Origin of the sequence: Bradyrhizobium sp. 27S5 (genome assembly GCF_037217225.1) — a bacterium.
Taxonomy (GTDB): domain Bacteria; phylum Pseudomonadota; class Alphaproteobacteria; order Rhizobiales; family Xanthobacteraceae; genus Bradyrhizobium; species Bradyrhizobium septentrionale.
Genome location: NZ_CP147714.1, coordinates 8,284,201 through 8,307,536 on the forward strand (window position 1 = coordinate 8,284,201; position 23,336 = coordinate 8,307,536).

At 64.7% G+C, this 23,336-nt stretch carries 24 protein-coding genes and 1 tRNA gene; 15 read left to right on the forward strand and 10 right to left on the reverse strand.

Annotated features, from left to right (window positions below):
* Window positions 1–219 precede the first annotated feature (219 nt).
* From WDM24_RS38975 to WDM24_RS38985, 3 genes are all read right to left on the reverse strand, one after another.
* Window positions 220–657 (reverse strand): hypothetical protein, encoded by a 438-nt coding sequence (locus WDM24_RS38975; RefSeq protein WP_338829486.1) that lies wholly within the window; start codon window positions 655–657, stop codon window positions 220–222.
* A gap of 148 nt (window positions 658–805) precedes the next feature.
* Window positions 806–882, reverse strand: a tRNA-Arg gene (locus WDM24_RS38980).
* A gap of 156 nt (window positions 883–1,038) precedes the next feature.
* On the reverse strand, window positions 1,039–2,517 hold the full coding sequence (locus WDM24_RS38985; protein WP_338692841.1) for a HAMP domain-containing sensor histidine kinase: 1,479 nt from the start codon (window positions 2,515–2,517) through the stop codon (window positions 1,039–1,041).
* A 468-nt stretch (window positions 2,518–2,985) separates the two neighbouring features.
* On the opposite strand from WDM24_RS38985, the gene rpmH reads away from it, so the two are divergent.
* From rpmH to WDM24_RS39045, 12 genes are all read left to right on the forward strand, one after another.
* Entirely contained in the window at window positions 2,986–3,120 is a 135-nt protein-coding gene (rpmH, locus tag WDM24_RS38990) for a 50S ribosomal protein L34 (RefSeq protein WP_008542748.1), read from the forward strand.
* Between the two features lie 32 nt (window positions 3,121–3,152).
* Entirely contained in the window at window positions 3,153–3,533 is a 381-nt protein-coding gene (gene rnpA, locus WDM24_RS38995; RefSeq protein WP_338692845.1) for a ribonuclease P protein component, read from the forward strand.
* A gap of 3 nt (window positions 3,534–3,536) precedes the next feature.
* A complete protein-coding gene (gene yidC, locus WDM24_RS39000) occupies window positions 3,537–5,429 on the forward strand; it encodes a membrane protein insertase YidC (RefSeq protein ID WP_338692847.1) in 1,893 nt (630 codons plus the stop codon).
* Window positions 5,430–5,588: 159 nt separating this feature from the next.
* Window positions 5,589–6,242: a ribosome biogenesis GTP-binding protein YihA/YsxC gene (gene yihA / locus WDM24_RS39005; protein WP_029083634.1), complete on the forward strand. Its 654-nt coding sequence runs from the start codon at window positions 5,589–5,591 to the stop codon at window positions 6,240–6,242.
* Window positions 6,239–6,607, forward strand: a complete 369-nt coding sequence (locus WDM24_RS39010; RefSeq protein ID WP_338829487.1) for a DUF423 domain-containing protein — start codon at window positions 6,239–6,241, stop codon at window positions 6,605–6,607. Before yihA ends, WDM24_RS39010 begins: the two co-directional genes overlap by 4 nt.
* Window positions 6,608–6,830: 223 nt before the next feature.
* On the forward strand, window positions 6,831–7,724 hold the full coding sequence (argB, locus tag WDM24_RS39015; protein WP_029083632.1) for an acetylglutamate kinase: 894 nt from the start codon (window positions 6,831–6,833) through the stop codon (window positions 7,722–7,724).
* A 188-nt stretch (window positions 7,725–7,912) separates the two neighbouring features.
* Window positions 7,913–8,899 (forward strand): DUF1036 domain-containing protein, encoded by a 987-nt coding sequence (locus tag WDM24_RS39020; protein ID WP_338832525.1) that lies wholly within the window; start codon window positions 7,913–7,915, stop codon window positions 8,897–8,899.
* 27 nt (window positions 8,900–8,926) lie between these two features.
* The gene (locus WDM24_RS39025; RefSeq protein ID WP_338829488.1) at window positions 8,927–9,616 is read left to right on the forward strand and encodes a pyrimidine 5'-nucleotidase; all 690 of its coding nucleotides are present in this window, start codon (window positions 8,927–8,929) and stop codon (window positions 9,614–9,616) included.
* 227 nt (window positions 9,617–9,843) lie between these two features.
* Window positions 9,844–10,689 carry a 2,3,4,5-tetrahydropyridine-2,6-dicarboxylate N-succinyltransferase gene (dapD, locus tag WDM24_RS39030; protein WP_166299618.1) on the forward strand — a complete coding sequence of 282 codons (846 nt, stop codon included), beginning with the start codon at window positions 9,844–9,846 and terminating at the stop codon, window positions 10,687–10,689.
* 209 nt (window positions 10,690–10,898) lie between these two features.
* Window positions 10,899–11,516 carry a DUF805 domain-containing protein gene (locus WDM24_RS39035; protein ID WP_338829489.1) on the forward strand — a complete coding sequence of 206 codons (618 nt, stop codon included), beginning with the start codon at window positions 10,899–10,901 and terminating at the stop codon, window positions 11,514–11,516.
* Between the two features lie 17 nt (window positions 11,517–11,533).
* Window positions 11,534–12,700 carry a succinyl-diaminopimelate desuccinylase gene (dapE, locus tag WDM24_RS39040; protein ID WP_338829490.1) on the forward strand — a complete coding sequence of 389 codons (1,167 nt, stop codon included), beginning with the start codon at window positions 11,534–11,536 and terminating at the stop codon, window positions 12,698–12,700.
* A 303-nt stretch (window positions 12,701–13,003) separates the two neighbouring features.
* Window positions 13,004–13,969 (forward strand): IS110 family transposase, encoded by a 966-nt coding sequence (locus WDM24_RS39045; RefSeq protein ID WP_338828278.1) that lies wholly within the window; start codon window positions 13,004–13,006, stop codon window positions 13,967–13,969.
* 277 nt (window positions 13,970–14,246) lie between these two features.
* On the opposite strand, the gene truA is transcribed toward WDM24_RS39045, so the two are convergent.
* The 3 genes from truA to def form a co-directional block, all read right to left on the reverse strand.
* Window positions 14,247–14,984, reverse strand: a complete 738-nt coding sequence (gene truA, locus WDM24_RS39050; protein ID WP_338829491.1) for a tRNA pseudouridine(38-40) synthase TruA — start codon at window positions 14,982–14,984, stop codon at window positions 14,247–14,249.
* Entirely contained in the window at window positions 14,984–15,919 is a 936-nt protein-coding gene (gene fmt, locus WDM24_RS39055; RefSeq protein WP_338829492.1) for a methionyl-tRNA formyltransferase, read from the reverse strand. The genes truA and fmt overlap by 1 nt, the downstream gene beginning before the upstream one ends.
* A 156-nt stretch (window positions 15,920–16,075) precedes the next feature.
* The gene (def, locus tag WDM24_RS39060; RefSeq protein ID WP_166213509.1) at window positions 16,076–16,603 is read right to left on the reverse strand and encodes a peptide deformylase; all 528 of its coding nucleotides are present in this window, start codon (window positions 16,601–16,603) and stop codon (window positions 16,076–16,078) included.
* 170 nt (window positions 16,604–16,773) lie between these two features.
* Here def and WDM24_RS39065 point away from each other — a divergent pair, with 170 nt between their 5' ends.
* From WDM24_RS39065 to WDM24_RS39075, 3 genes are all read left to right on the forward strand, one after another.
* Window positions 16,774–17,982, forward strand: coding sequence for a DNA recombination protein RmuC (locus WDM24_RS39065; RefSeq protein ID WP_338692868.1), 1,209 nt, complete (start codon window positions 16,774–16,776; stop codon window positions 17,980–17,982).
* Window positions 17,983–18,076: 94 nt separating this feature from the next.
* Complete coding sequence (locus WDM24_RS39070) at window positions 18,077–18,382, forward strand: GIY-YIG nuclease family protein (RefSeq protein WP_338829493.1); 306 nt, start codon at window positions 18,077–18,079, stop codon at window positions 18,380–18,382.
* Window positions 18,383–18,460: 78 nt separating this feature from the next.
* The gene (locus WDM24_RS39075) at window positions 18,461–19,834 is read left to right on the forward strand and encodes an AmpG family muropeptide MFS transporter (protein ID WP_338829494.1); all 1,374 of its coding nucleotides are present in this window, start codon (window positions 18,461–18,463) and stop codon (window positions 19,832–19,834) included.
* A 131-nt stretch (window positions 19,835–19,965) separates the two neighbouring features.
* Here WDM24_RS39075 and WDM24_RS39080 read toward each other — a convergent pair whose 3' ends face one another.
* From WDM24_RS39080 to WDM24_RS39095, 4 genes are all read right to left on the reverse strand, one after another.
* Window positions 19,966–20,394 carry a hypothetical protein gene (locus tag WDM24_RS39080; protein WP_338692874.1) on the reverse strand — a complete coding sequence of 143 codons (429 nt, stop codon included), beginning with the start codon at window positions 20,392–20,394 and terminating at the stop codon, window positions 19,966–19,968.
* Between the two features lie 145 nt (window positions 20,395–20,539).
* Window positions 20,540–21,145 (reverse strand): recombination mediator RecR, encoded by a 606-nt coding sequence (recR, locus tag WDM24_RS39085; protein ID WP_338829496.1) that lies wholly within the window; start codon window positions 21,143–21,145, stop codon window positions 20,540–20,542.
* Window positions 21,146–21,466, reverse strand: coding sequence for a YbaB/EbfC family nucleoid-associated protein (locus WDM24_RS39090; RefSeq protein ID WP_166299634.1), 321 nt, complete (start codon window positions 21,464–21,466; stop codon window positions 21,146–21,148).
* A gap of 21 nt (window positions 21,467–21,487) precedes the next feature.
* On the reverse strand, window positions 21,488–23,329 hold the full coding sequence (locus tag WDM24_RS39095) for a DNA polymerase III subunit gamma/tau (protein WP_175619398.1): 1,842 nt from the start codon (window positions 23,327–23,329) through the stop codon (window positions 21,488–21,490).
* Window positions 23,330–23,336: the final 7 nt, after the last annotated feature.

A 23,336-nucleotide genomic window follows, 5' to 3' on the forward strand; every position in this document is an offset into this window, starting at 1 on the left:
CCGTGGGCCGAAGCAAGCGGCCAGCTGCCCGTTGAGAAGCACGGAGTTGAAGGTCGCGAATTACGTCGATCGTTTCGTTGTAATTGCGATCAAGGCACATAACTGGGCGCAGGCGCTTCTCGCTAAGAACGCGGACGAAACGAGTGCCGGGAGACGTCGTCAGCCGGGCGACTTTTGGCGTCGGCCGACGCCGTCGAAGAGCGACGCGGCAACGATAGATCAGCCAGCGATGATATCTTCGAACACTGACCGAGGCACGCCACGCTGCGGCCACTGCTCGTACGGGACCGCCCAAGGACCCAAAGGCGTACCTTCGAGACGCAGGTGTTCAGCCTCAAGACGCTCCATCTCATCTCGACCGCCAAAGCGAACACGCTCGTCCCAAGCCAGCGCCTTGGCGTACACGTACTCGGCCATGCGCTTGATCTCGGTGTCATTCAGGCTGGTGCGCTTGATCGTCGGCATGATGGCGGCTGCGAGGCGCGCCTTTGCCTTGGCGATGACGCGGTCAAATTCTGCCAACACGGGCTTGGCGCGTATGTTGACCTCTCGGAGGTCCTTGGTGCCCAGCGAACGCTTCAGGTGTTTCTGCGCGGCCTTGCCGTTGTTCAGCTCGCGCGCAACCGCAGCCTGCAGTCCCTTGGGCTTCTCTGGCACCGTCTTCGGGCACAGTACGTCCCGTGCCTATCCTTGATAACGCCCATCAACATGCGCACGATTTAGCACCACCGCTTGTGACCACCACGCGGCAGCTAAACGCTTGTATCTGCGTTAGTTCTTGATTTTCAATGGGAACTTGCGTGAATGGCGCGCCCGGAACGATTCGAACGTCCGACCCTCAGATTCGTAGTCTGATGCTCTATCCAGCTGAGCTACGGGCGCATTTTCGCGGCAGGGCTTGAAGCCCAGACGGCTCCGAGAGGCCCGGAACGTCGCGAAAGAGCGCTCTAGCTACAGGCTCCCGGTCCGGTTGGCAAGGTCTGGAAACGCCAATTTCGGCGCGGTTTTGGCCCGCGCTTCCGGCATACCGGGACGCGTTTACGCCCGCGCCCGCTCGCTGCGGACCGAGAGCAGTTCCACCGGACGATCCGGGATCGAGATCCGGAAGGTGGCGCCGATGGTGCCTTCGACCAGATGGATATGGCCGCCATGGGCGCGGATCAGCTCGGCGGCAATCGCGAGACCAAGCCCGCTGCCGCCGGGGCGGCCGGAGGTCTGGAACGCCTCGAACAGGTGCTCGCGCGCCTTGGCGGGCACGCCGGGGCCGGTGTCGGAGACCTCGATGATCGCAACCGTCCCCTCGCGGCGGCCGGTGATGCGGATCTGCTGGGCGCCGCCGTCGCTGGCGGTGCGGCTTTCCAGCGCCTGCGTCGCGTTGCGCACCAGATTGAGCAGCACGCGGAACAGCTGGTCCGGGTCGGCGTCGATGGTGAGCCCGCGCTCGATCGCGCTGATCCAGGTGATCGAGACATCGGTCGCAAGCCCGGCCGACTCCCGCACCTCGGCAACCGCCGGTTCGACCATGATGACGCGGCGGTCGGGCGCCGCCTCCTGCGCGCGGCCATAGGACAATGTCGACTGGCAGAACGCGATGGCGCGCTCGAGCGAGCGCAGCAGTTTCGGCGCGAAGCGCTGCACCCGCGGGTCGGGCACGCTGGCAAGCTGGTCCGACAGCAGCTGTGACGAGGCCAGCAGGTTGCGCAGATCGTGATTGATCTTGGAGACGGCGAGCCCGAGCGCGGCGAGCCGGCTCTTCTGATGCAGCATCGAGACGAGGTCGCGCTGCATGTCCGACAGCTCACGCTCCGCAACGCCGATCTCGTCGCCGCGCTGGCTTGGCACGATGATTCGCGCTGAGCTTTCCGGATTCTCGTGGAAGCCGATCAGGCTCGCGGTCAGCCGCCGCATCGGGCGGACGAACAGATAGTGCAGCGCCAGATAGACCAGGCCGGCGGTGAGGCCGGCAATCAGGAGGGCAACGACCAGCACGTTGCGCGAGAAGCGATACATCGCCTGCCGCAGCGGCTTCTCGTCGATCACCACCTCGATGAATTGCGCCTGGCCCGGCGCGGCGCCAACCACGCGGATGGTCTGGTCGCCGTGTTCCAGCATGATCTCGAAGGCATCGACGATCGCCGACCACACCGTCATGGTCCGCATGTCGACGTCATGGTCGATCGCGGCCGGCAAATCGGCGCTGGCAAGCAGGCGGCGCTGCTGCCCGAGCTTGATGGCGACGGCGCGGGCACCGATGCTGGTCAGGATCTGCCGCGCCAGCGAATCCGGCACCAGGCCGGAGGGGGCGGCGTCGAGCACCAGCGCCGCAGTATTGGCGGCTGCCAGGCGGTCATTGAGCCGGTTCATCCGGAAGTTGGCGATCGCCGGCACGTAGATCAGGAGCCCGGCGATCATCACCAGGGGGATCGTCAGCAGCAACAGCTTGCCCGACAGCCCGAGCCGAAGGGACGGCTTGGGCCGCTGCTTCTGCGCGGGCGCCTGATCGTCAGTTAGAGCCACAAGATAAGGCCTTGCTTGGCTTAGGGGTCGGAAGATGCCGCCCGGCCCCCAAGCCGGTCAAATTACGGATCGCTAATGTCGGCGGTTCCTAGAGCATTTTCGGTTCTGATTGAATCAGAACCGAAGCTCTAGCTTCTTGTTTTGACGCGTGTTCTTCACGCGAACCGGTGCCCACTTCGCTCGAAAACGCTCTAGAGCGCCCCACAGCGCCCCTCACCGTCAAAAACCCCGCGAAAACAGATATATTCGCCCTAATTGCGACGTTTCGAAGAAGCCCGTTTGCGACGCCCTGTGACATTGACGAAAACAAGACGCTCCCTTATAAGCCGCGCCAACTGTCCGCGATGGCCCGGTTCTTGACCCGGGGGCGGCTCGTTCGGGGCCGTAATCGGCGCGTTTGAGCCCGCCAGCATCACCGGACTTCATCTCAATACAACGGCAAATTGCCCGGTCAGCGGAGAATTACCCGTGAAGCGGACTTATCAACCCAGCAAACTGGTGCGCAAGCGCCGTCACGGCTTCCGCGCCCGTCTCGCCACGGCCGGCGGCCGCAAGGTCCTCGCTGCGCGCCGCGCGCGTGGCCGCAAGCGCCTGAGCGCCTGAGCCCGGACGTCTCCACTCCGGAGATACCCATTATGGATCGGCTGAGGCAGCGGGCGGATTTCCTCGCCGTTGCCAATGGCGCGCGGGCGAATACCGCAGCTTTTGTGCTGCAGGGCCGCCGCCGCGACGATCAGGGCCCGATCCGCGTCGGCTATACCGTCACCAAGAAGAATGGCACCGCGACCGAGCGCAACCGCATTCGCCGCCGGCTTCGCGAAGTGATTAGACGGGTCGGTGCCATATACATGCGGCCGCACCATGATTATGTGCTAGTCGGCCGTCGTGACGCGCTGACCCGCGACTTTGCGACCATGCTTGACGACCTGCGGTCGGCGCTGCGCCGCCTCGACCGGCCTGCGCCAAAGGCGGGTAACACAAGCGCGCCCAATCCGAACGGAATGACGAGACCATAAGAGATGTCCGACAACCGCAACACGATCCTTGCCGTCATTCTGTCCGGCTTCGTCCTGATCGCCTGGCAATATTTCTACAATGTGCCGCAGATGGAGAAGCAGCGCGAGGTCCAGCGCCAGGCCGAGGTGCAGAAGCCAGCGGCGCAGCCGGCGGCTCCGGGTGCCACTCCTGGCGCCGCTCCGGGGACTTCTGCGTCGCCGGCGCCGGGCGCGCCTGCCGCCGACGCCCCGGTGGCGAGCCGCGAGACGGTGCTCGCTTCCGGCCCGCGCATCAAGATCGACACGCCGCGCGTCACCGGCAGCATCGCGTTGAAGGGCGCCCGGATCGACGACCTGGCGCTGGTCCAGTTCCGCGAGACGGTCGACCCCAAATCGCCGGCTGTCGTGCTGCTGTCGCCGTCTGGCACGGCCGAGCCTTATTACGCCGAGTTCCTGTGGCTGACCGCCAACGGCTCGTCGGTGAAGACCCCGAACGGCGAAACCGTCTGGCAGCAGGAAGGCTCGAACAGCCTGTCGCCGACGAGCCCGGTGACGCTGAAATACGATAACGGCCAGGGGCTGATCTTCCGCCGCACCATCGCGATCGACGATCGCTACCTCTTCACCATCAAGGACGAGGTCAACAATCTCGGCAGTGCGCCGGTCACGCTGTATCCGTTTGGGTTGATCTCGCGCGGCGGCAAGCCGCCGGTCTCCGGCTACGCGATCCTGCACGAAGGCCCGATCGGCTATCTCGGCGAACACGGTCTGCAGGAATACACCTACAAGAATCTCGACGAGAGCAAGACCTCGACCGGCGGAAACTCTCGCGGCGTCGTGTTCTCGAAGGTCACCAACGGCTGGCTCGGCATCACCGACAAATACTGGGCCACGGCGCTGCTGCCCGAGACCGACGCAACGCTCGAAACCGCAAGGTTCACCACCGGCGACAAGCGCTACCAGGCCGACTACATGCTCGGCGGGCAAACCATCCCGATCGGCGGCACCGCCGTCGCCAGTGGGCGGTTGTTCGCCGGCGCAAAGGAGGCCGCTGTCGTCGGCCTCAACTTCCCGCTGGTCGGCTTCGGCGGCTACAACAAGCAGCTCGGCCTCAACCATTTCGATCTGCTGATCGACTGGGGCCACTTCTACTTCATCACCAAGCCGATGTTCCTGGCGCTCGACTGGTTCTATCGCCTGGTCGGCAATTTCGGCATCGCGATCCTGCTGGTGACGGTGATCGTGAAGCTGCTGTTCTTCCCGCTCGCCAACAAGTCCTACGCCTCGATGGCGAAGATGAAGTCGGTGCAGCCGCAGCTGGCCGCGCTCAAGGAACGCTATCCTGACGACCGCGTGAAGCAGCAGCAGGAGATGATGGAGATCTACAAGAAGGAGAAGATCAATCCGATCGCCGGCTGTCTTCCCGTCGTTGTCCAGATCCCGGTGTTCTTCTCGCTCTACAAGGTGCTGTTCATCACCATCGAAATGCGGCACGCGCCGTTCTTCGGCTGGATCAAGGACCTCTCGGCGCCCGATCCGACCAACCTGTTCACGCTGTTCGGGCTGATTCCGTTCGATCCGATCGCGCTGCTCGGACCGCATATCGGAGCTTATCTGGTGATGGGCATCTGGCCGATCATCATGGGCATCACGATGTGGGTCCAGATGAAGCTCAACCCGGCGCCGCCGGATCCGACCCAGAAAATGATCTTCGACTGGATGCCGCTGATCTTCACCTTCATGCTGGCGGGCTTCCCGGCGGGTCTCGTGATCTACTGGGCCTGGAACAACCTGCTGTCGGTGCTGCAGCAGAGCTTCATCATGCGCAAGAACGGCGTAAAAGTAGAGTTGTTCGACAATCTCAAATCCACGTTTCAAAAAAAAAGCGTGACGACTGAGACCAAGAAAGCGACGTAGCTTCCGGCAACAACGCTTCATCGCCACGTCATGCCCGGCCTCGTGCCGGGCATCGACGTATTGGAGGGCGGCAGGACGTTGACCTGGATGGCCGGGTCGTCTTACGCCAAAGACACGCCTTGGGCCTTTGCCTGGCCACCACGAGATGGGATCCTTCGCATGAGCACCGAACCCGATGCGGAGCTGATCGAGCAGGGACGAAAGCTGTTCGCCGGCGACTGGCGATTCATCTGGGCCTCGCCCTCGATCGAGACGCTGCCGCCGATGGCCGGCCTCGAGGTCGCCTTTGCCGGCCGTTCCAATGTCGGCAAATCGAGCCTGATCAACGCGCTGACCGGCCGCAATGCGCTAGCTCGCACCTCGCATACGCCGGGCCGCACCCAGGAACTGATCTTCTTCGAGGGCCCGGAAAACGCGGACTTTCGTCTCGTCGACATGCCCGGTTACGGCTACGCCTCGGCGCCGAAGACCAAGGTGGCGTCATGGACGGCGCTGATCCACAAGTTCCTGCTCGGGCGCGCGACGCTGGCGCGGGTCTATGTGCTGATCGACGCGCGCCACGGCATCAAGGACGTCGATCTCGACGTGCTGAAGACGCTGGATAAGTCCGCGGTCAGCTACCAGGTCGTGCTGACCAAGGCCGACCAGGTCAAGGCAGGCGAACTGAAGACCGTGATCGCCGACACGTCAGCGACGCTGGCAAAGCATCCCGCCGCGTTCCCCGAACTGCTGGTGACCTCGTCGCGGACCGGCGACGGCATGCCGGAGTTGCGCGCCGCGATGGTGCGGCTGATCGAGGAACGGCGCCGATGAACGGCCTATCCCGCCTTCTGATCGGCGTTGCCGCCGTCATGGGCGCCTGCGGCGTGATGCTGGCGGCGGGCGCAGCCCATATGCCTGATGCCACGCGGCTGGCGGCGGCGTCCTCGATGCTGCTGTTCCATGCACCCGCCGCCATCGCGACCATTGCCGTTGCGGACCGCGCTGTCATCCATGCCAAGTTCGGAATTGCGGCAGCGGCCGGTTTCGTCATCGCGGCGTCATTGTTCGCCGGCGACCTCGTGCTGCGCCAATATGCCGGCCATGGATTGTTTCCAATGGCTGCCCCGATAGGCGGAACGCTGCTGATCCTGAGCTGGCTGGTGCTGGCGGTCGCAGCGATGTGGCCGAGGCGGTGATGACCACCTTCCTTCTCCCCTTGTGGGAGAAGGTGGCGTGGACGCAGTCCTCGCCGGATGAGGGGTCTCTATCCGCGGAGACAGACCCCTCACCCGGCTCCGATGCTATCGCATCGAAGCCACCCTCTCCCACAAGGGGAGAGGGTTTGAAGACCACTTTGCGCCCCGCCCGCCAATCAGATAGAACCCTGCGCGCCCCTCCGCTGACGACGAGACCAGTCCCATGACCGACCAGCACATCAGCCCGCTCGATCAGGCCCGCATCCTGTCCGAGGCGCTGCCGCACATGCAGGAATATGACGAGGAAACCATCGTCATCAAGTATGGCGGCCATGCCATGGGCGCCGAGGACACCGCCAAGGCGTTCGCGCGCGACATCGTGCTGCTGGAGCAGACCGCGATCAATCCGGTGGTCGTGCATGGCGGTGGGCCGCAGATCGCGACCATGCTGAAGCGCCTCGGCATCCAGTCGGAATTCGCCGCCGGCCTGCGCATCACCGACGCCGCGACCATCGAGATCGTCGAGATGGTGCTGGCTGGCTCGGTCAACAAGCAGATCGTCGGTTACATCAATGAGGCCGGCGGCAAGGCCGTGGGCCTCTCCGGCAAGGACGGCAACATGGTGAAGGCGTCGAAGACGACGCGCACCATGGTCGATCCGGATTCCAACATCGAGAAGGCGGTCGATCTCGGCTTCGTCGGCGACCCCGAAAAGGTCGACCTCACGCTGCTCAATCAGCTGATCGGCTATGAGCTGATCCCGGTGCTGGCGCCGCTGGCGACCTCGCAGGACGGTCAGACGCTGAACATCAACGCCGACACCTTTGCCGGCGCGATCGCGGGCGCGCTGAAGGCAAAGCGCCTGCTGCTGCTGACCGACGTGCCCGGCGTGCTCGACAAGTCCAAGAAACTGATCCCGGACCTCTCGATCAAGGAAGCCCGCAAGCTGATCGCCGACGGCACGATCTCCGGCGGCATGATCCCGAAGGTCGAGACCTGCATCTATGCGCTCGAACAGGGCGTGCAGGGCGTCGTGATCATCGACGGCAAGACGCAGCACGCGGTGCTGCTCGAGCTCTTCACCAACCAGGGCACCGGCACGCTGATCCATAAGTAATGGCAGACGCGGCAGCGCGACCAGAGCGTTTTCGAGCGAAGTGGATACCGGTTCGCGTCAAGAAAACGCGTCAAGGCAAAGATCCAGAGCCCCGTTCCGATTCCATCGGAACGGAAAAGGCTCTGAAGGCCGTCATCGCGGGACTTGTGGCGAGGATGCCTCGCCGGTCGCCGGCGACGCGGCTCGCGATGTCGCTGCCGGCCGCGCTGGTATCAATCCTGTTCTCGGCGGCGCCGGCGCATGCCGACCTCAAGCTCTGCAACCGCATGAGCTATGTGATCGAGGCCGCGATCGGCATCGACGACAAGGCGGCGACAGCGACACGCGGCTGGTTCCGCATCGATCCCGCCACCTGCCGGGTGGTGGTGCAGGGCACGCTGACCGCCGACCGCGTGCTGCTCAATGCGCGCGCGCTCGGCGTCTACGGCGCCTCGCCGATCCCGCAGAACGGCACCGACACGCTCTGCGTCGCGCAGGACAATTTCGTGATCGCCGCCGCGCGCCAATGCCGCTCCGGCCAGACGCCGGCGCAATTTACCCAGATCACGCCGACGCAGACCGATGACGGCAATCTCGTCGCCTATCTCGCCGAGGACAGCGAATATGACGACGAGCAGGCGCGGCTCGCCGGCATCCAGCGCCTGCTGGTGATCGCGGGCTACGACGCGGCGCCGATCGATGGCGTCGACGGGCCGAAGACCCAGAGCGCGCTGTCGGCGTTCCTCAGGAGTCGCGGGCTCGCCAGCGACATCGTGCAGTCGCCGAACTTCTTCGCTACCATGATCGATGCCGTGCAGAAGCCGTCGGCGTCGGGGCTGACCTGGTGCAACGACACGCAGTACAATGTGATGGCCGCGGTTGCGACCGATGACGGCAAGGTGGTGACCAGCCGCGGCTGGTATCGGATCGACCCCGGCAAGTGCCTGCATCCCGACGTCACGGGCACGCCGAAGCAGATTTATTCGTTCGCCGAGGCCGTCGACAGCGACAACCGCGCCATCCGCATCAAGGACAAGCCGCTGAACTGGGGCGGCGCGGTGCAGCTCTGCACCCGCGAGAGCAAATTCGAGATCAACGAGCAGGGCGATTGTGCCACCCGCGGCCTCGCCGCGCTTGGCTTCACCACCGTCGACATGACCAGCGGCGGCAAGACGCTGCGCTTTGCGATGCCGTGATGCGCGGGACGAGAGATTGAGCAAACCATGAAAACTCCCCGCAGCTTCGGCCATGTCGAGGCCTGGGTGTTCGACCTCGACAACACGCTGTACCCGCATCACGTCAATCTGTGGCAGCAGGTCGATGCGCGGATCGGCGAATTCGTCAGCAACTGGCTGAAGGTGACGCCAGAGGACGCGCGGCGGATCCAGAAGGACTATTATCTGCGCTACGGCACCACGATGCGCGGCATGATGACGGAGCATGGCGTGCAGGCCGACGACTACCTCGCCTATGTGCACAAGATCGATCATTCCCCGCTGCAGCCGAATCCGGCGATGGGGGCTGCCATCGCCAAACTCACCGGGCGCAAGCTGATCTTGACCAACGGCTCGGTCGGCCATGTCGATGCGGTGCTGGGCCGGCTCGGCATCACCAACCATTTCGACGGCGTGTTCGACATCATCGCGGCCGATCTCGAGCCGAAACCGGCGCCGCAGACCTATCAGAAGTTCCTCAGGCTGCACGACGTCGATCCGGCGAAAGCTGCGATGTTCGAGGACCTCGCGCGCAATTTGGTGGTGCCGCATGAGCTCGGCATGACCACCGTGCTGGTGGTGCCCGACGGCAGCCAGGAGGTGGTGCGCGAGACCTGGGAGCTCGAAGGCCGCGACGCTGCCCATGTCGACCATGTCACGGATGATTTGACCGGGTTCTTGCAGCGGCTGAACGGATAGCCCTGATCTCTCCACACGTCGTCCCGGCGAAGGCCGGGACCCATTACCATCAGTCTCTGTATGGCTACGCGCTGTGGCCCCATCGTGCTGCACCGCTGGCATTCGTGGTAATGGGTCCCGGCTGCGCCGGGACGACGTTGAGTTTGCCTTGACTCTCCTGCCCCAAATTCCGAAAAAGCCCTGCAAAATTCCCGTCATAATCACCGATACGCCCAAGGATTGTCCCGATGTCGCTGGCCGCCCTCGAAACCACCGTCAACGCCGCGTTCGACGCCCGCGAAGGCATTTCGACCTCGACCAAGGGCGAGGTCCGCGAGGCCGTCGATCACGCGCTGGAACTGCTCGACAAGGGCGAGACTCGCGTTGCCGAGCGCGAGGCCGGCGGCAAGTGGAAGGTCAATCAGTGGCTGAAGAAGGCGGTGCTGCTCTCGTTCCGCCTCAACGACATGGGCCAGATCGCGGGCGGCCCGGGCAAGGCGTCGTGGTGGGACAAGGTGCCCTCGAAGTTCGAGGGCTGGGGCGAGAACCGCTTCCGCGACGCCGGCTTCCGCGCCGTGCCGGGTGCGATCGTGCGCCGCTCGGCCTTCATCGCCCGCAACGTCGTGCTGATGCCCTCCTTCGTCAATCTCGGCGCCTATGTCGATGAAGCCACCATGATCGACACCTGGTCGACGGTCGGCTCCTGCGCCCAGATCGGCAAGCGCGTGCACATCTCCGGCGGCGTCGGCATCGGCGGCGTGCTCGAGCCGCTGCAGGCCGAGCCCGTCATCGTCGAGGACGACTGCTTCATCGGCGCGCGCAGCGAGGTCGCCGAGGGCGTGATCGTGCGCAAGGGCGCGGTGCTGGCGATGGGCGTGTTCCTGGGCGCCTCCACCAAGATCGTCGACCGCGAGACCGGCGAGATCTTCGTCGGCGAGGTCCCGGAATATGCCGTCGTGGTGCCCGGCACCATGCCGGCCAAGCCGCTGAAGAACGGCCAGCCCGGCCCCGCGGTCGCCTGCGCCGTGATCGTCAAGCGCGTCGACGAGCGCACCCGCGCCAAGACCAGCATCAACGAGCTGCTGCGGGACTGAGAAGCGCTGCGCTAAATTCCTCATCCCGTCACCCTGAGGAGCGCGAAGCGCGTCTCGAAGGGCGATGGCCCGGCTCTCGGCCGTTCACCCTTCGAGGCTCGCTCCGCTCGCACCTCAGGATGACGGGTCCAACGGAGGATCGAACCAATTTCCATCCGACGTCGACAAAACTCCGGGCCGCGAAAATTGCCGCCGCCCGGAGTTTTTTCATGGACTGGGCCAATTACCTGTTCGGCTTCAAGGGCCGCGTCAACCGGGCCAAATTCTGGCTCGCGGGGCTGATCATCGTCTGCTGGATGATGTTCTTCGCCCTGCTGGTGGTCTCGGCCGGCCTTGGCGGCAAGGATGGGTTTGGCTTCAATGTCGACGACATCTTCCGGGCGTTCGACCCGGACAGCTACAAATCGCTGACCTCTGCCGGATTGCCGGCGCTGCTGGTCAAGGCCTGCGGAACGGCGCTATTCGTTTGGGTCTATATCGCCGTCTCGATCAAGCGCCTGCACGACCGCGACAAGAGCGGCTGGTGGATGATTCCGTTCTTTGCGATCCCGGGTCTGATGAGCCAATTCTCGGACCGGCTGCCCGATGAATCCTATTGGGTCATGGCCGCGGGCTCGATCGTCTTCGTGCTCTATATCTGGGGCTTCATCGAGCTCGCCTTCCTGCGCGGCACGTCATACCCCAATCGATACGGTCCCAATCCGCTAGGAAAAACCCATGAGAGGCGAGGAGGCGACCGCGGCAGTGGGTCGCGCTCCGGGAGGGGCTGGGATCAGCAGAGCGAGCTCGATATGGTGCCGCACAAAGCTGGTCCACCCACGGGGTGACGTGTTAAGCGAGACGCATGAATGATGCCGTCTCGATCACCCGCGATCTCGTTCGCTGCCCCTCCGTCACCCCGGCCGACGCCGGCGCGCTCGGCGTTCTCGAAGGCCTGCTGAAGGCGGCAGGCTTCGACGTCCATCGCGTGACGTTCTCCGAGCCCGGCACCGCCGATGTCGACAATCTCTACGCCCGCATCGGCAGCTCCGCGCCGCACATCACCTTCGCCGGCCACACCGACGTGGTGCCGCCCGGCGATGAATCGGCGTGGACGATCGGCGCATTCTCCGGCGAGGTGAAGGACGGCTTTCTCTACGGCCGCGGCGCCGTCGACATGAAGGGCGGCATCGCCTGCAGCGTCGCCGCGGTGCTGCAATATCTGCAGGACCATGGCGGCAAGCCACAAGACAACGGCAACGGCTCGATCTCCTTCCTGATCACCGGCGACGAGGAAGACGTCTCGATCAACGGCACCGTCAAGCTATTGAAATGGTGCGCCGAGCGCGGCGAGAAATTCGATCATTGCGTGCTCGGCGAGCCCTCCAATGTCGAGGTGCTCGGCGACATGATCAAGATCGGCCGGCGCGGCTCGCAGTCAGGCACGCTGGTGGTCGATGGCGTGCAGGGCCACGTCGCCTATCCGCACCGCGCCTCGAATCCGGTGCCGGATATCTCGCGGCTGATCGTGGCGCTGAGCGACGAGCCGCTCGATCACGGCAGCGCGCAATTCCAGGCCAGCAATCTCGAATTCACCACAGTCGATGTCGGCAATACCGCCGGCAATGTGATCCCCGGCCAGGCACGGGCGAAATTCAACATCCGCTTTAATGACAACCACACCCAGGAGAGCCTGCGGCAGCTGGTCGACGAGCGGCTGGCAAAAGCCTGCGGCAACCGCATCCGCGCCCACATCGACTGGATGCCGTCGAACTCGAACGTGTTCGTCACCAAGCCGGGGCCGTTCACCGACCTCGCCGTCGCTGCGATCGAAGAGATCACCGGCCGCAAGCCGGAGCTCTCCACCTCGGGTGGGACCTCGGATGCACGCTTCATCTCCAGCTATTGCCCGGTGATCGAATTCGGCCTGGTCGGCCAGACCATGCATCAGATCGACGAGCGCACGCCGGTGGCCGATCTGGAGAAGCTGACGCGGATATATCGGGGCGTGCTGGATCGGTATTTCGGCTAGCCTCGCGACCGTAGGATGGGTGGAGCGCAGCGAAACCCATCATCTCACCGCGTCGAAAGAAAGTTGATGGGTATCGCTTCGCTCCACCCATCCTTGTATTAGCGCGCTGGGTTAGACTGGCCTCGTTCCGTGAGGAATGGCCCAGCTCGGGTGGCCGCCCGGGCTGGGCCGCTGATCGATCGGATCGATACCCATCGAAGCCTTGAAGGCTGTTATTCGTAGCAAGATCGCGATCGGCACTTCATCGGGACCCGCATGGTTGAACGAACTTTAGGTTCGCATCACAAGGGAGGGTCGAGGAAGATGGCCAAGCGTATCACAATCTGTGCCGGAATCGATATTGGCAAACGGAAGCTCGACGTGGCGCTCGACGACGGCTCGGAGCAGCTGCAGGTGGAGAACACGGCGGAAGGTTACAAGACGCTGTTGGAGTGGCTTGGGCGCCATAAGGTCAGGCGAATTGGGATCGAGGCGAGCGGTGGCTATGAGCAGCCGGTCGTCGTCGAGCTGCGGCGCAAGCGGTTTGTCGTCGTGGTGTTCCAGCCGGCGCAGGTGCGTGCCTATGCCAAATACCGCGGGCAGCGTGCCAAGAACGATCGGATCGATGCCGCGCTGATCGCCGCATGCACCGCTGCGGTCAAGAAGATCCACCCGGCACCCGATGCAAGATTGCCGCCCTTGGCCGGGCATCTGACGCTGATCGATCAGATCGGAGAAGATATCGCGCGGTTCAAGAACCGGCTCGAGAGCTGCCGCGACGCGCGTATCCAAAAGCTCTGGAAGGACGACATCGCCCGTCTGGCCAAGCGCGAACGAGTCGAGTTCAAGGCTCTGGTGGCAGCGATCCGCAAGCAGCACGATCTCGCCGCTCGGCTCGACCTGATCTACAGCGTCGGTGGGGCCGGGCTGCCGACTGCGGTCTCCGTCCTGGTCCGGATGCCCGAGATCGGCCAGGTCAGCCGCGAGCAGGCCGCAGCACTTGCGGGCCTTGCGCCTTATGACGACGACAGCGGCGAACACATCGGCGCTCGTCACATCGACGGTGGACGCAAACGTCTGCGCCATGCGCTCTATGCTGCGGCGCTGGCGGCGTCTTTCCGCTGGAATCCGCAGCTCATGGCCCTGTACAAACGATTGATCGCCGCCGGCAAAGGCCACAAGCGTGCCCTGATCGCCTGCGCCAGGAAGTTGCTCATCTTCATCAACACCGTGGTGGCCCGAGCGACCCCTTGGCAAGCTCACTTGCCAGTCGTCGCCCCGGCGACCTGAAGCGTTTCTTTGTTCGATCGGGGCACCGTTTCTTCGTCCCGACCTGCCGTCACAAGGACGCCGCGCACAGCGGCCGTCAAGGATGGCCGTCGCTCAAATGCTGCCACATCCCACCCTCGACAGGCCACGCCTTGATGGCCGCGAGCACGGCGTCAGTCTCAACGGCGATCGGGCAATTCAATCGCACACAACCGAAAGAGCTAATGGTTGCTACGAAGCTACTCGCGCCAGACAAAAACATCGAAATCAACCCCATGCACAGTAGGGATTGGGGCCGCTAATAATCCACCCGCATCAGATAGAGCCCGTCCGGTGGCGCGACCGGGCCGCAGGCGGCGCGGTTGCGGGCGGCGAGCGCAGCAGCGAGATCGTCCGCGCTCCAGCGGCCCTCGCCGACCCAGACCAGCGAACCCACCATCGAGCGCACCTGGCTGTGCAGGAACGAGCGCGCCGAAGTGAGGATCGAAACCGCGTCGCCTTCCCTGACCACGTCGAGCTGATCGAGCGCCTTCTCCGGCGACTTGGCCTGGCACTCGGTGTCGCGGAAGGTGGTGAAATCGTGCTTGCCGAGCAACCGCTGCGCAGCCTCGTGCATCGCCGCCGCATCGAGCGCGCGCGGCACGCGCCAGACGCGGCCGAGGTCGAGCGCGAGGTTCGCCCGAGTGTTGGTGATGCGATAGAGATAGTGCCGCTTGGTCGCCGAGAAGCGCGCCTCGAAATCGTCAGGCACGATATCAGCCGCCAGCACGCCGATCGGATTGGGCCGCAGATGCGCGTTCAACCCGTCGCGGAAGCGGCCGGGCGGGAAATGCTTGGCGATGTCGCAATGCGCGACCTGGCCGCGCGCGTGCACGCCGGCATCGGTACGGCCGGCGCCATGGACGCGCACGTCCTCGCCGCAGATCGCCTTGACCGCCGTCTCCAACGCGCCCTGCACGGTCGGCGCGGTGTCCTGGATCTGCCAGCCGGAGAACGGCGTGCCGTCATATTCGATGGTGAGTTTGTAGCGCGGCATCAGGCGAGCCGCGCAGGCGGCTTCAGCGGAGTGCCGTGCAGAAAATCCGCCGCTTTCATCGGCGCCTTGCCGGCGCGCTGCAATTCGAGAATCCGGATCGCACCCTCGCCGCAGGCGATGGCAAATTTGTCGTCGAGCACATCGCCCGGCTCGTCCGAGCCCTTGGCGAATTCGCAACGCAGGATTTTCAGCCGCACCGGCTCGCCTTCGCCTGATAGCTCGCACCAGGCACCGGGGAATGGCGAGAGCCCGTGAATGTGCCGAAGCACCGCATGCGCCGGCTGCGTCCAGTCGATTCGCGCCTCGGCCTTCTCGATCTTGGCGGCGTAGGTGACGCCGTCCTCGCTCTGCTTCGTAAGCTGCAAGCCGCCACGCTGCAGCGCGCCCATCGCGCGCACCATCAAATCGGCACCGAGCGGCGCCAGCGCGTCGTGCAGATCGGATGCCGTCATGCTGTCTGAGATCGGCAGCCGCTCGGCCATCGCGACGTCGCCCGTGTCGAGGCCGACATCCATCTTCATCACCATCACGCCGCTCTCGGCGTCACCCGCCATGATGGCGCGGTTGATCGGCGCGGCGCCGCGCCAGCGCGGCAGCAGCGAGGCGTGCAGGTTGAAGCAGCCGAGCCTGGGCGCATCGAGGATCGCCTGCGGCAGGATCATGCCATAGGCGACGACGACGGCGGCATCCGCGTCATGCGCGCGAAATTCCTCGAGCGCTTCCGGCGTCTTCAACGTCTTCGGCGTCAGCACCGGAATGCCGAGGCGGCGCGCCTCCTGCTCGACCGGCGTCGGCTGCAACTGCAGCCCGCGCCGCCCGCCCGGCTTCGGCGCGCGAGTGTAGACGGCTACGACCTCATGGCCATGGGCCACAAGCTCCAGCAGCGTCGGCACTGCGAAATCGGGCGTGCCCATGAAGATCAGACGGAGCGGCATCAACAGCACTCGCTGCGTTCCCTCCCCCCTTGTGGGGGAGGGTTAGGGAGGGGGGTAGCCGCAACGGCGGTGCTTGCGGCTACCCCCCTCTCCGGCTCTCCCCCACAAGGGGGGAGAGGGCGCATCGCACAAGCGGAAACGCTGTTCACGCTACACTCACTCCGCCGCGCGCTTGGCGGCCTTCTCGAATTTCTTGAAAACGCGGTCGCGCTTCAGCTTCGACAGATAGTCCACGAACAGCACGCCGTTGAGGTGGTCGATCTCGTGCTGGATGCAGGTGGCGTAGAGCCCCTCGGCATCCTCTTCATGCACCTTGCCGTCGAGGTCGGTGAAGCGCAGGCGCACCCGCGCCGGACGCTCGACCTCCTCGTAATATTCGGGGATCGACAGGCAGCCCTCTTCGTAGACCGACAGCTCTTCCGAATGCGAAATGATCTCCGGATTGATGAACACCCGCGGCTGCGGCGTGGTCTCGCCGTTCTCGTCGCGCTTGGCGAGGTCCATGGTGATCAGCCGCAGCGGCTGCGCGACCTGGATTGCCGCGAGCCCGATGCCGGGCGCGTCATACATGGTCTCGAGCATGTCGTCGGCGAGCTTGCGGATCTCCGGCGTCACCTTCTCGATCGCCTTCGACACCAGCCGCAACTGCTTGTCCGGCAGAATGATGATTTCTCTGATAGCCATGGCCGCGATTTAAGCTGCGGGCATGATGCGGTCAATGCGTTCGGGAACCCCTTAAGGCGGCCTTAACCACGTTTCTTTACACAGCGTTAACCAAGAAAATTGAGGGAGCGTTTACCATAAATGTTCCCTTTTCGTTCGGAAGCGACGCCGAATCGGCTACAACGGCTGGCATGAACGAGATTCTCCTCACGATCGGCGACCTCCCGGTCCGCGTCTCCGACGCGTTGATCGGCCTTGGCGCGCTGGCGCTGATGCTGCTGTTCGCCATCGCGGTGGTGATCGCACGAGCCAGCCGGCGCAGCGCGGAACTGGCGATGGCCCAGGCCATTCGGGCCGACGAGCTGGAAGAGCGGCTCGCCGACATGCTGCGAGCCCAGAGCGAGGCCTCCGGGCGGGTCGATGCCATGGGGCAGGCGCTGGCCGGCCGCCAGGCCGAGATGGCCCGTGCCGTCAACGAGCGGCTGGATTCGGTGACCCACCGGGTCGGCCAGTCGATGGAACAGACCACGCGCAACACGATGGATTCGCTGCGTGTGCTGCATGAGCGACTCGGCATCATCGACCACGCCCACAAGAACCTCAACGAACTCACCACCCAGGTCACGACGCTGCGCGACGTGCTCGCCAACAAGCAATCCCGCGGCGCGTTCGGCCAGGCGCGGATGGAGGCGATCGTCCAGGACGGCATGCCGAAGGGCTCGTTCGAGTTCCAGTACACGCTGACCACCGGGAAGCGGCCGGATTGCGTGGTGTTCCTGCCCGACCAGCGCCCGCTCTGCATCGACGCGAAATTCCCGCTCGAAGCCATGACCGCGCTGCACGATGCGCGCAGCGACGAAGAGCGCAAATTCGCCAGCCAGCGGCTGCGCGCCGACGTGCTGAAGCATGTCAGCGACATCGCGGAGAAGTACCTGATCCCCGGCGAGACCCAGGACACCGCGCTGATGTTCGTGCCGTCGGAGTCGGTCTATGCCGAAATCCATGACGGCTTCGACGACGTGATCCAGAAGGCCTATCGCGCCCGCGTCGTGCTGGTATCGCCCTCGCTGCTGATGCTGGCGATCCAGGTGATGCAGCAGATCCTGAAGGACGCCCGCATCCGCGACGCCGCCGACCAGATCCGCAACGAGGTGATGCATCTCGGCGATGATCTGGCCCGCCTGCGCGAGCGCGTGCTCAAGCTGCAGAACCATTTCGGCCAGGTGAACGAGGACGTCAGGCAGATCCTGATCTCCGCCGACAAGATCGAAAAGCGCGCTGGCCGCATCGAGGAACTCGACTTCAGCAAGTCCGAGACCCCGATCGAAGTCCCCCGCTTCGTCAAGCCCGCCGCCCCCGAGCTGTTCCCCGCCCCGCGCAAGCTGCAGGCGGGGGAGTAGGTGTTGTCTTTAGAAGTTGTTTAGCGCGCTCGCGCCACCCAATCGGGGTCATCGCCCGGCTTGACCGGGCGATTCAGTATCCCAGAGACGGAAGTTGGGAACACGTAGCTACTACATCTACATTCTCGCCAGCCGCCTCGGCGGCACACTCTACATCGGTGTGACAAATGACCTCATTCGCCGCGTCGGCGAGCACAGACTGAAACTCATCGAGAGTTTCACTGAGAAATATGATGTGGTGAAGCTCGTTTATTTCGAGCAATTCGATGATCCTGAGAGCGCGATCCATCGCGAGAAGCGGCTCAAGAAATGGCCGCGCGCGTGGAAGATTTCGCTGATTGAGAAGGATAATCCGGACTGGAACGACCTCTATCAGGAAACTGCCGCAGGCGGCGGATAGGCCTCTGGGATACTGGATCGCCCGGTCAAGCCGGGCGATGACAGTCTTTTTGGGGCCGAATCTGGTAACACCGGTTTTATGACAGCACCTGAAGCTACGTCAGACGCGTCCGCGAAGCCGCAGGAACTTGCCGCCACCTCCTGGCGCGACAGCTTCGCGGTCTATCTGCAGCCGCGGGTGCTGATCGTGCTGCTGCTCGGCTTCTCCTCAGGCCTGCCGCTGGCGCTGTCGGGCTCGACGCTGCAGGTGTGGATGAAGGAGGCCGGGGTCGATCTCGGCACCATCGGGCTGCTCGCGCTGATCGGCACCCCCTACACGCTGAAATTCCTCTGGGCGCCGCTGGTCGACGCACTGCATGTGCCGCTGTTCACGCAAATGTTCGGTCGCCGTCGCGGCTGGCTGCTGTTCTCGCAGCTGTTGCTGATCGCGACGATCCTGGTGCTGGCGATGGCCGATCCGGCGCGATCGCCATGGTTCGCGGCCTTTGCCGCGCTGCTGGTCGCAGCCGCCTCATCGACGCAGGACATCGTGGTCGATGCCTTCCGCGTCGAAAGCCTGCCGGAAAGCGAGCAGGCTGCCGGCATGGCATCCTATGTCGCGGCCTACCGCATCGGCATGCTGGTCTCGACCGCAGGCGCGCTGTTCATCGTCAGCGGTTTCGAGTCCGCCGGAGTGGCGCGCCCGTCGGCGTGGATGTGGGGCTATGTGGTGATGGCCGCGCTGGTCGTGATCGGCATTGTCACCGCGTTGGCTGCGACCGAGCCGGCCCAATCGAAAGGCGCGGAGGCGGCCACGCATGCGCAGACCGCAGCCGAACGCGTATGGCACGCGGCGCTCGGCGCGTTCTCCGAGTTCCTCAGCCGCAAGGATGCATTCGCGGCGCTCGCCTTTGTGGTGCTGTTCAAGTTCACCGACGCGTTCTCGGGCACCATGACCGCGCCGTTCGTGATCGACATCGGCTTTTCCAAGGTCGACTACGCGGCAATCGTGAAGGGCGTCGGTCTCGCGGCGACCTTGATCGGCGGATTTGCCGGCGGCTTCGTGGCGCGGCGCTATTCGCTCGCCACCAGCCTTTGGATCGGCGGCGTGCTGCAGGCGGTCGCCAACCTCTCGTTCTCCTGGCTCGCGCATGTCGGCGTCGATCAATGGGCGCTCGCGCTGGCGATCACGGCGGAGAACTTCACCAGTGCGATCGGCACCGTGATCTTCGTCGCCTATCTCTCGGCGCTGTGTCGCAACCCGCTGCACACCGCGACCCAGTATGCGCTGCTCACGGCGCTGGCAGCCGTTGGCCGCACCTATTTGTCGTCGGGCGCGGGCTATGTGGCCAAGGCCGTCGGCTGGCCGGTGTTCTTCGCGATCTGCGTGCTGGTCGCGATCCCGAGCCTGATCCTGCTCGCCTGGCTGCAGCGCCGCGGGCATTTTGATGAGTTGGGGCCGGTGAGGGTTTAAGCCTCCGCTGTCGTCACCCGCGCAGGCGGGTGACCCAGTATTCCAGAGACAGTTGTGCTTGAATCGAGAGGCCGCGGCGTACTGGATCGCCCGGTCGAGCCGGGCGATGACATCGTAATTGAGGCACGGCCCTACTTCGCCACCACGCTCCACTTGGTGACGATGGCTTCGCTCATCTGGCCGGCGTCCTGGGCGCAGGCGACCTCGTCGACCTTCACCGAGATTTCCTTGCCGGTAAGACTCTTCAGCTGCGCGGCCTGGGCATCGTTGGTCGGAATGAGCTGGAAGGTTTCCGGCCCGGTCTCGAGGTTGCAGAGACCGTTCGGCGGCGGCAGACGACGCGGCTCGCTGGTGATCTGGTAGGTCGCGACGCGCTTGCCACGGTTCTTGGCATCGCGCACCTTCAGGGCGCTGAGTTCTCCCGACAGCACGTCGCCGGCCCGGATCATCTTGCCGGGCTTCTGCGGCGCGTCGCTCTGCTGCGCAATGGCGCAAGGCGCGGCGAAGGTGGCTGCCAGAAACGCAAAGCCCAAGCGTACGCCGAATCGGTGTGTCGTCATTTTCAGGAGTTCCGTATCTAGATTCGTCAGAGCGTGAATGACCGTCCCCGAATCGCCATCCACCCTATCATTTTGTTTCAGCGCGATCTTTTCGGCTGTCGCCGATCGCCTGGCGAACGTCGCCGTGCCGGCTCTCGATCGCGCGCTAGAACAGCGTCCGCTGCCGCATGGCTGCGGATAGCGTACCTTCATCGAGGTAATCAAGCTCTCCGCCGACCGGCACGCCATGCGCCAGCCGCGTCACCCGCACATTGGCCTCCGACAGCAGGTCGGTGATGTAATGCGCGGTGGTCTGGCCGTCGACGGTCGCATTCAGCGCGAGAATGATCTCGCTGACCTCAGGCGCATGCGCGCGCGCCACCAGCTGATCGATGGTGAGATCCTGCGGGCCGACGCCGTCGAGCGGCGACAGCGTTGCGCCCAGCACGTGATAGCGGCCATTGGTCGCATTGGCGCGTTCCAGCGCCCAGAGATCGGCGACATCGGCGACCACGACGATGATCGAGCGATCGCGGCGCGGATCGGTGCAGACCGTGCAGGGATTTTGTGTATCGATGTTTCCGCAGGTCTTGCAGACCTGGATCTTGTCGATGGCGACCTGCAACGCCGCGGTCAGCGGCGTCATCAGAGCCTCGCGCTTCTTGATCAGGTGCAGCGCCGCGCGCCGCGCCGAGCGCGGGCCCAGCCCAGGCAGCCGCGCCAGCAGCTGGATCAGGCGTTCAATCTCGGGGCCGGCAACGCTTGCAGCCATTTAGGTCGGACCAAATCCCGGCGGCAGGCCGAGCCCGCCGGTGATAGCCATCATCTTCTCCTGCATCGCGGTCTCCGCCTTGCGGCGGGCGTCGCCGAGCGCGGTGACCAGCAAATCCTCGAGCACCTCGCGTTCCTCCGGCTTCATCAGCGACGGATCGATCTTGATGCCCTTCACGTCCATCTTGGCGGTCATGCGCACCGCGACCAGGCCGCCGCCGGAAATGCCCTCGACCTCGACATTGCCGAGCTCGTCCTGCATCGCCTGCATCTTGGATTGCAGCTGCGCTGCCTGCTTCATCATGCCGAGAAAATCAGCCATGCGTGCGTTCCTATCACCAGATCAATCGTCGTCGCTGTCGGAAGTTTCAATCGGGTCTTCGCCGGTCGCATCCGCTACCGGCACCTCCGCGGCAAGGCGGCGGACCTCGACCACCTTCGTACCGGGAAAGCGCGCCAGCACCTCCTGCACGCGCGGATCGGCTTCCGCGGCGCGCTGATGCTCGCTGCGCGCCAGTTCGTTCTGCGAACGCACGGTGGGCTGGCCGGCCTCGTTCGAGATGATCACGGTCCAGCGCCGCCCGGTCCACAGTTCGAGCTTGCGCGACAGATCGGTGACGAGCGCGCGCTGCGCCTTCGGCTCAAGCGCGATCTCGAGCTGGCCATCCTCGATGCGCACAAGCCGCACATCGGCCTCCAGCGCACTCTTGGTCATGATGTCGCGCTTCTCGCCGGCGAGCGCGATCAGCTGCGGGAAGCTTGATATCCGCAGTGCCGGCGCGGCATCGGCAGCCGGCGCCGCCATCTGCGGACGCGCGGCGAAATCGGCGCGTGGCGCCCCCTGCGGGGCACGCACCGGCGCCGACGACATCGCAGACATCGCCGAGGACGGCGCGCCGCGCGACGGCTGCGACGCGGCCGAGCCTGAGGTCGCGGGCGCTGAGCCACCGCCGTTCTGCTCGATCATCCGGATCGCTTCATCCGGCGTCGGCAGGTCGGCGACATAGGCGATCCGCACCAGCACCATCTCGGCGGCAGCTGCCGGACGCGTCGCGGTCTGCACCTCGGTGATGCCCTTGAACAGCATCTGCCACATCCGCGACAGCACGCGAAACGACAGCTTTGCGGCGAATTCGCGCGCGCGCACCCGCTCGGTCTCGCCGAACGCGACATTGTCGGCGGTCGCCGGCACGGCCTTCACGCGGGTGACGAAATTGACGAACTCGGCAAGGTCGGACAGCACCACCACCGGATCGGCGCCGACGTCATACTGCGCGCGGAATTCGGCGAAGGCTGAGGCGAGATCGCCGCGCGCCAGCGAATCAAAGAGATCGATGACGCGGGTGCGATCGGCAAGGCCGAGCATCTGCCTGACCGCGTCGGCCTTCACAATGCCCGCGGCATGCGCGATCGCCTGGTCGAACAGCGACAGCGAGTCGCGCACTGAGCCTTCGGCCGCGCGCGCGATGATGCCAAGCGCCTCCGGTTCGACCTCGACGCCCTCCTTCGCGGCAATATTGCCGAGATGCTTCATCAGCACGTCGGCCTCGACGCGGCGCAGATCGAAACGCTGGCAGCGCGACAGCACCGTGATTGGCACCTTGCGGATTTCGGTGGTGGCGAACACGAACTTGGCGTGCTCCGGCGGCTCCTCCAGCGTCTTCAGGAAGGCGTTGAAGGCCGCCGTCGACAGCATGTGGACTTCGTCGATGATGTAGACCTTGTAGCGCGCGCTCGCCGGCGCATAGCGCACGCTGTCATTGATCTGGCGAACATCGTCGACGCCGGTATGGGACGCGGCGTCCATCTCCAGCACGTCCATGTGCCGGCTTTCCATGATCGCCTGGCAGTGCACGCCGAGGTCGGGCATGTGGATGGTCGGCCCCTTCACCGAGCCGTCCGGCTTGGCGTAGTTCAAGGCGCGGGCGAGGATGCGCGCGGTGGTGGTCTTGCCGACCCCGCGGACGCCGGTGAGGATCCAGGCCTGCGGAATCCGCCCGGTCTCGAACGCGTTCGAGACGGTGCGGACCATGGCCTCCTGGCCGATCAGATCCTCGAAGCTGGAGGGGCGGTATTTGCGGGCGAGAACGCGGTACGGCTTGGCCGTATCCGGCGCGCCACCCAAATCAAAGCCGCTCTGGCTTGCGCCGTCGGACGGTTGGGAGGGGTCGCCAGCGTCATTCATGCATCGA

Bases quoted from the DNA above. Each gene is read 5' to 3' on its own strand.
- rnpA (WP_338692845.1), top strand. From the start codon at position 3,153: ATGGATCGGCTGAGGCAGCGGGCGGATTTCCTCGCCGTTGCCAATGGC.
- yidC (WP_338692847.1), top strand. From the start codon at position 3,537: ATGTCCGACAACCGCAACACGATCCTTGCCGTCATTCTGTCCGGCTTC.
- yihA (WP_029083634.1), top strand. From the start codon at position 5,589: ATGAGCACCGAACCCGATGCGGAGCTGATCGAGCAGGGACGAAAGCTG.
- WDM24_RS39010 (WP_338829487.1), top strand. From the start codon at position 6,239: ATGAACGGCCTATCCCGCCTTCTGATCGGCGTTGCCGCCGTCATGGGC.
- argB (WP_029083632.1), top strand. From the start codon at position 6,831: ATGACCGACCAGCACATCAGCCCGCTCGATCAGGCCCGCATCCTGTCC.
- WDM24_RS39020 (WP_338832525.1), top strand. From the start codon at position 7,913: ATGTCGCTGCCGGCCGCGCTGGTATCAATCCTGTTCTCGGCGGCGCCG.
- WDM24_RS39025 (WP_338829488.1), top strand. From the start codon at position 8,927: ATGAAAACTCCCCGCAGCTTCGGCCATGTCGAGGCCTGGGTGTTCGAC.
- dapD (WP_166299618.1), top strand. From the start codon at position 9,844: ATGTCGCTGGCCGCCCTCGAAACCACCGTCAACGCCGCGTTCGACGCC.
- WDM24_RS39035 (WP_338829489.1), top strand. From the start codon at position 10,899: ATGGACTGGGCCAATTACCTGTTCGGCTTCAAGGGCCGCGTCAACCGG.
- dapE (WP_338829490.1), top strand. From the start codon at position 11,534: ATGAATGATGCCGTCTCGATCACCCGCGATCTCGTTCGCTGCCCCTCC.
- WDM24_RS39045 (WP_338828278.1), top strand. From the start codon at position 13,004: ATGGCCAAGCGTATCACAATCTGTGCCGGAATCGATATTGGCAAACGG.
- truA (WP_338829491.1), bottom strand. From the start codon at position 14,984: ATGCCGCGCTACAAACTCACCATCGAATATGACGGCACGCCGTTCTCC.
- fmt (WP_338829492.1), bottom strand. From the start codon at position 15,919: ATGCCGCTCCGTCTGATCTTCATGGGCACGCCCGATTTCGCAGTGCCG.
- def (WP_166213509.1), bottom strand. From the start codon at position 16,603: ATGGCTATCAGAGAAATCATCATTCTGCCGGACAAGCAGTTGCGGCTG.
- WDM24_RS39065 (WP_338692868.1), top strand. From the start codon at position 16,774: ATGAACGAGATTCTCCTCACGATCGGCGACCTCCCGGTCCGCGTCTCC.
- WDM24_RS39075 (WP_338829494.1), top strand. From the start codon at position 18,461: ATGACAGCACCTGAAGCTACGTCAGACGCGTCCGCGAAGCCGCAGGAA.
- WDM24_RS39080 (WP_338692874.1), bottom strand. From the start codon at position 20,394: ATGACGACACACCGATTCGGCGTACGCTTGGGCTTTGCGTTTCTGGCA.
- recR (WP_338829496.1), bottom strand. From the start codon at position 21,145: ATGGCTGCAAGCGTTGCCGGCCCCGAGATTGAACGCCTGATCCAGCTG.
- WDM24_RS39090 (WP_166299634.1), bottom strand. From the start codon at position 21,466: ATGGCTGATTTTCTCGGCATGATGAAGCAGGCAGCGCAGCTGCAATCC.
- WDM24_RS39095 (WP_175619398.1), bottom strand. From the start codon at position 23,329: ATGAATGACGCTGGCGACCCCTCCCAACCGTCCGACGGCGCAAGCCAG.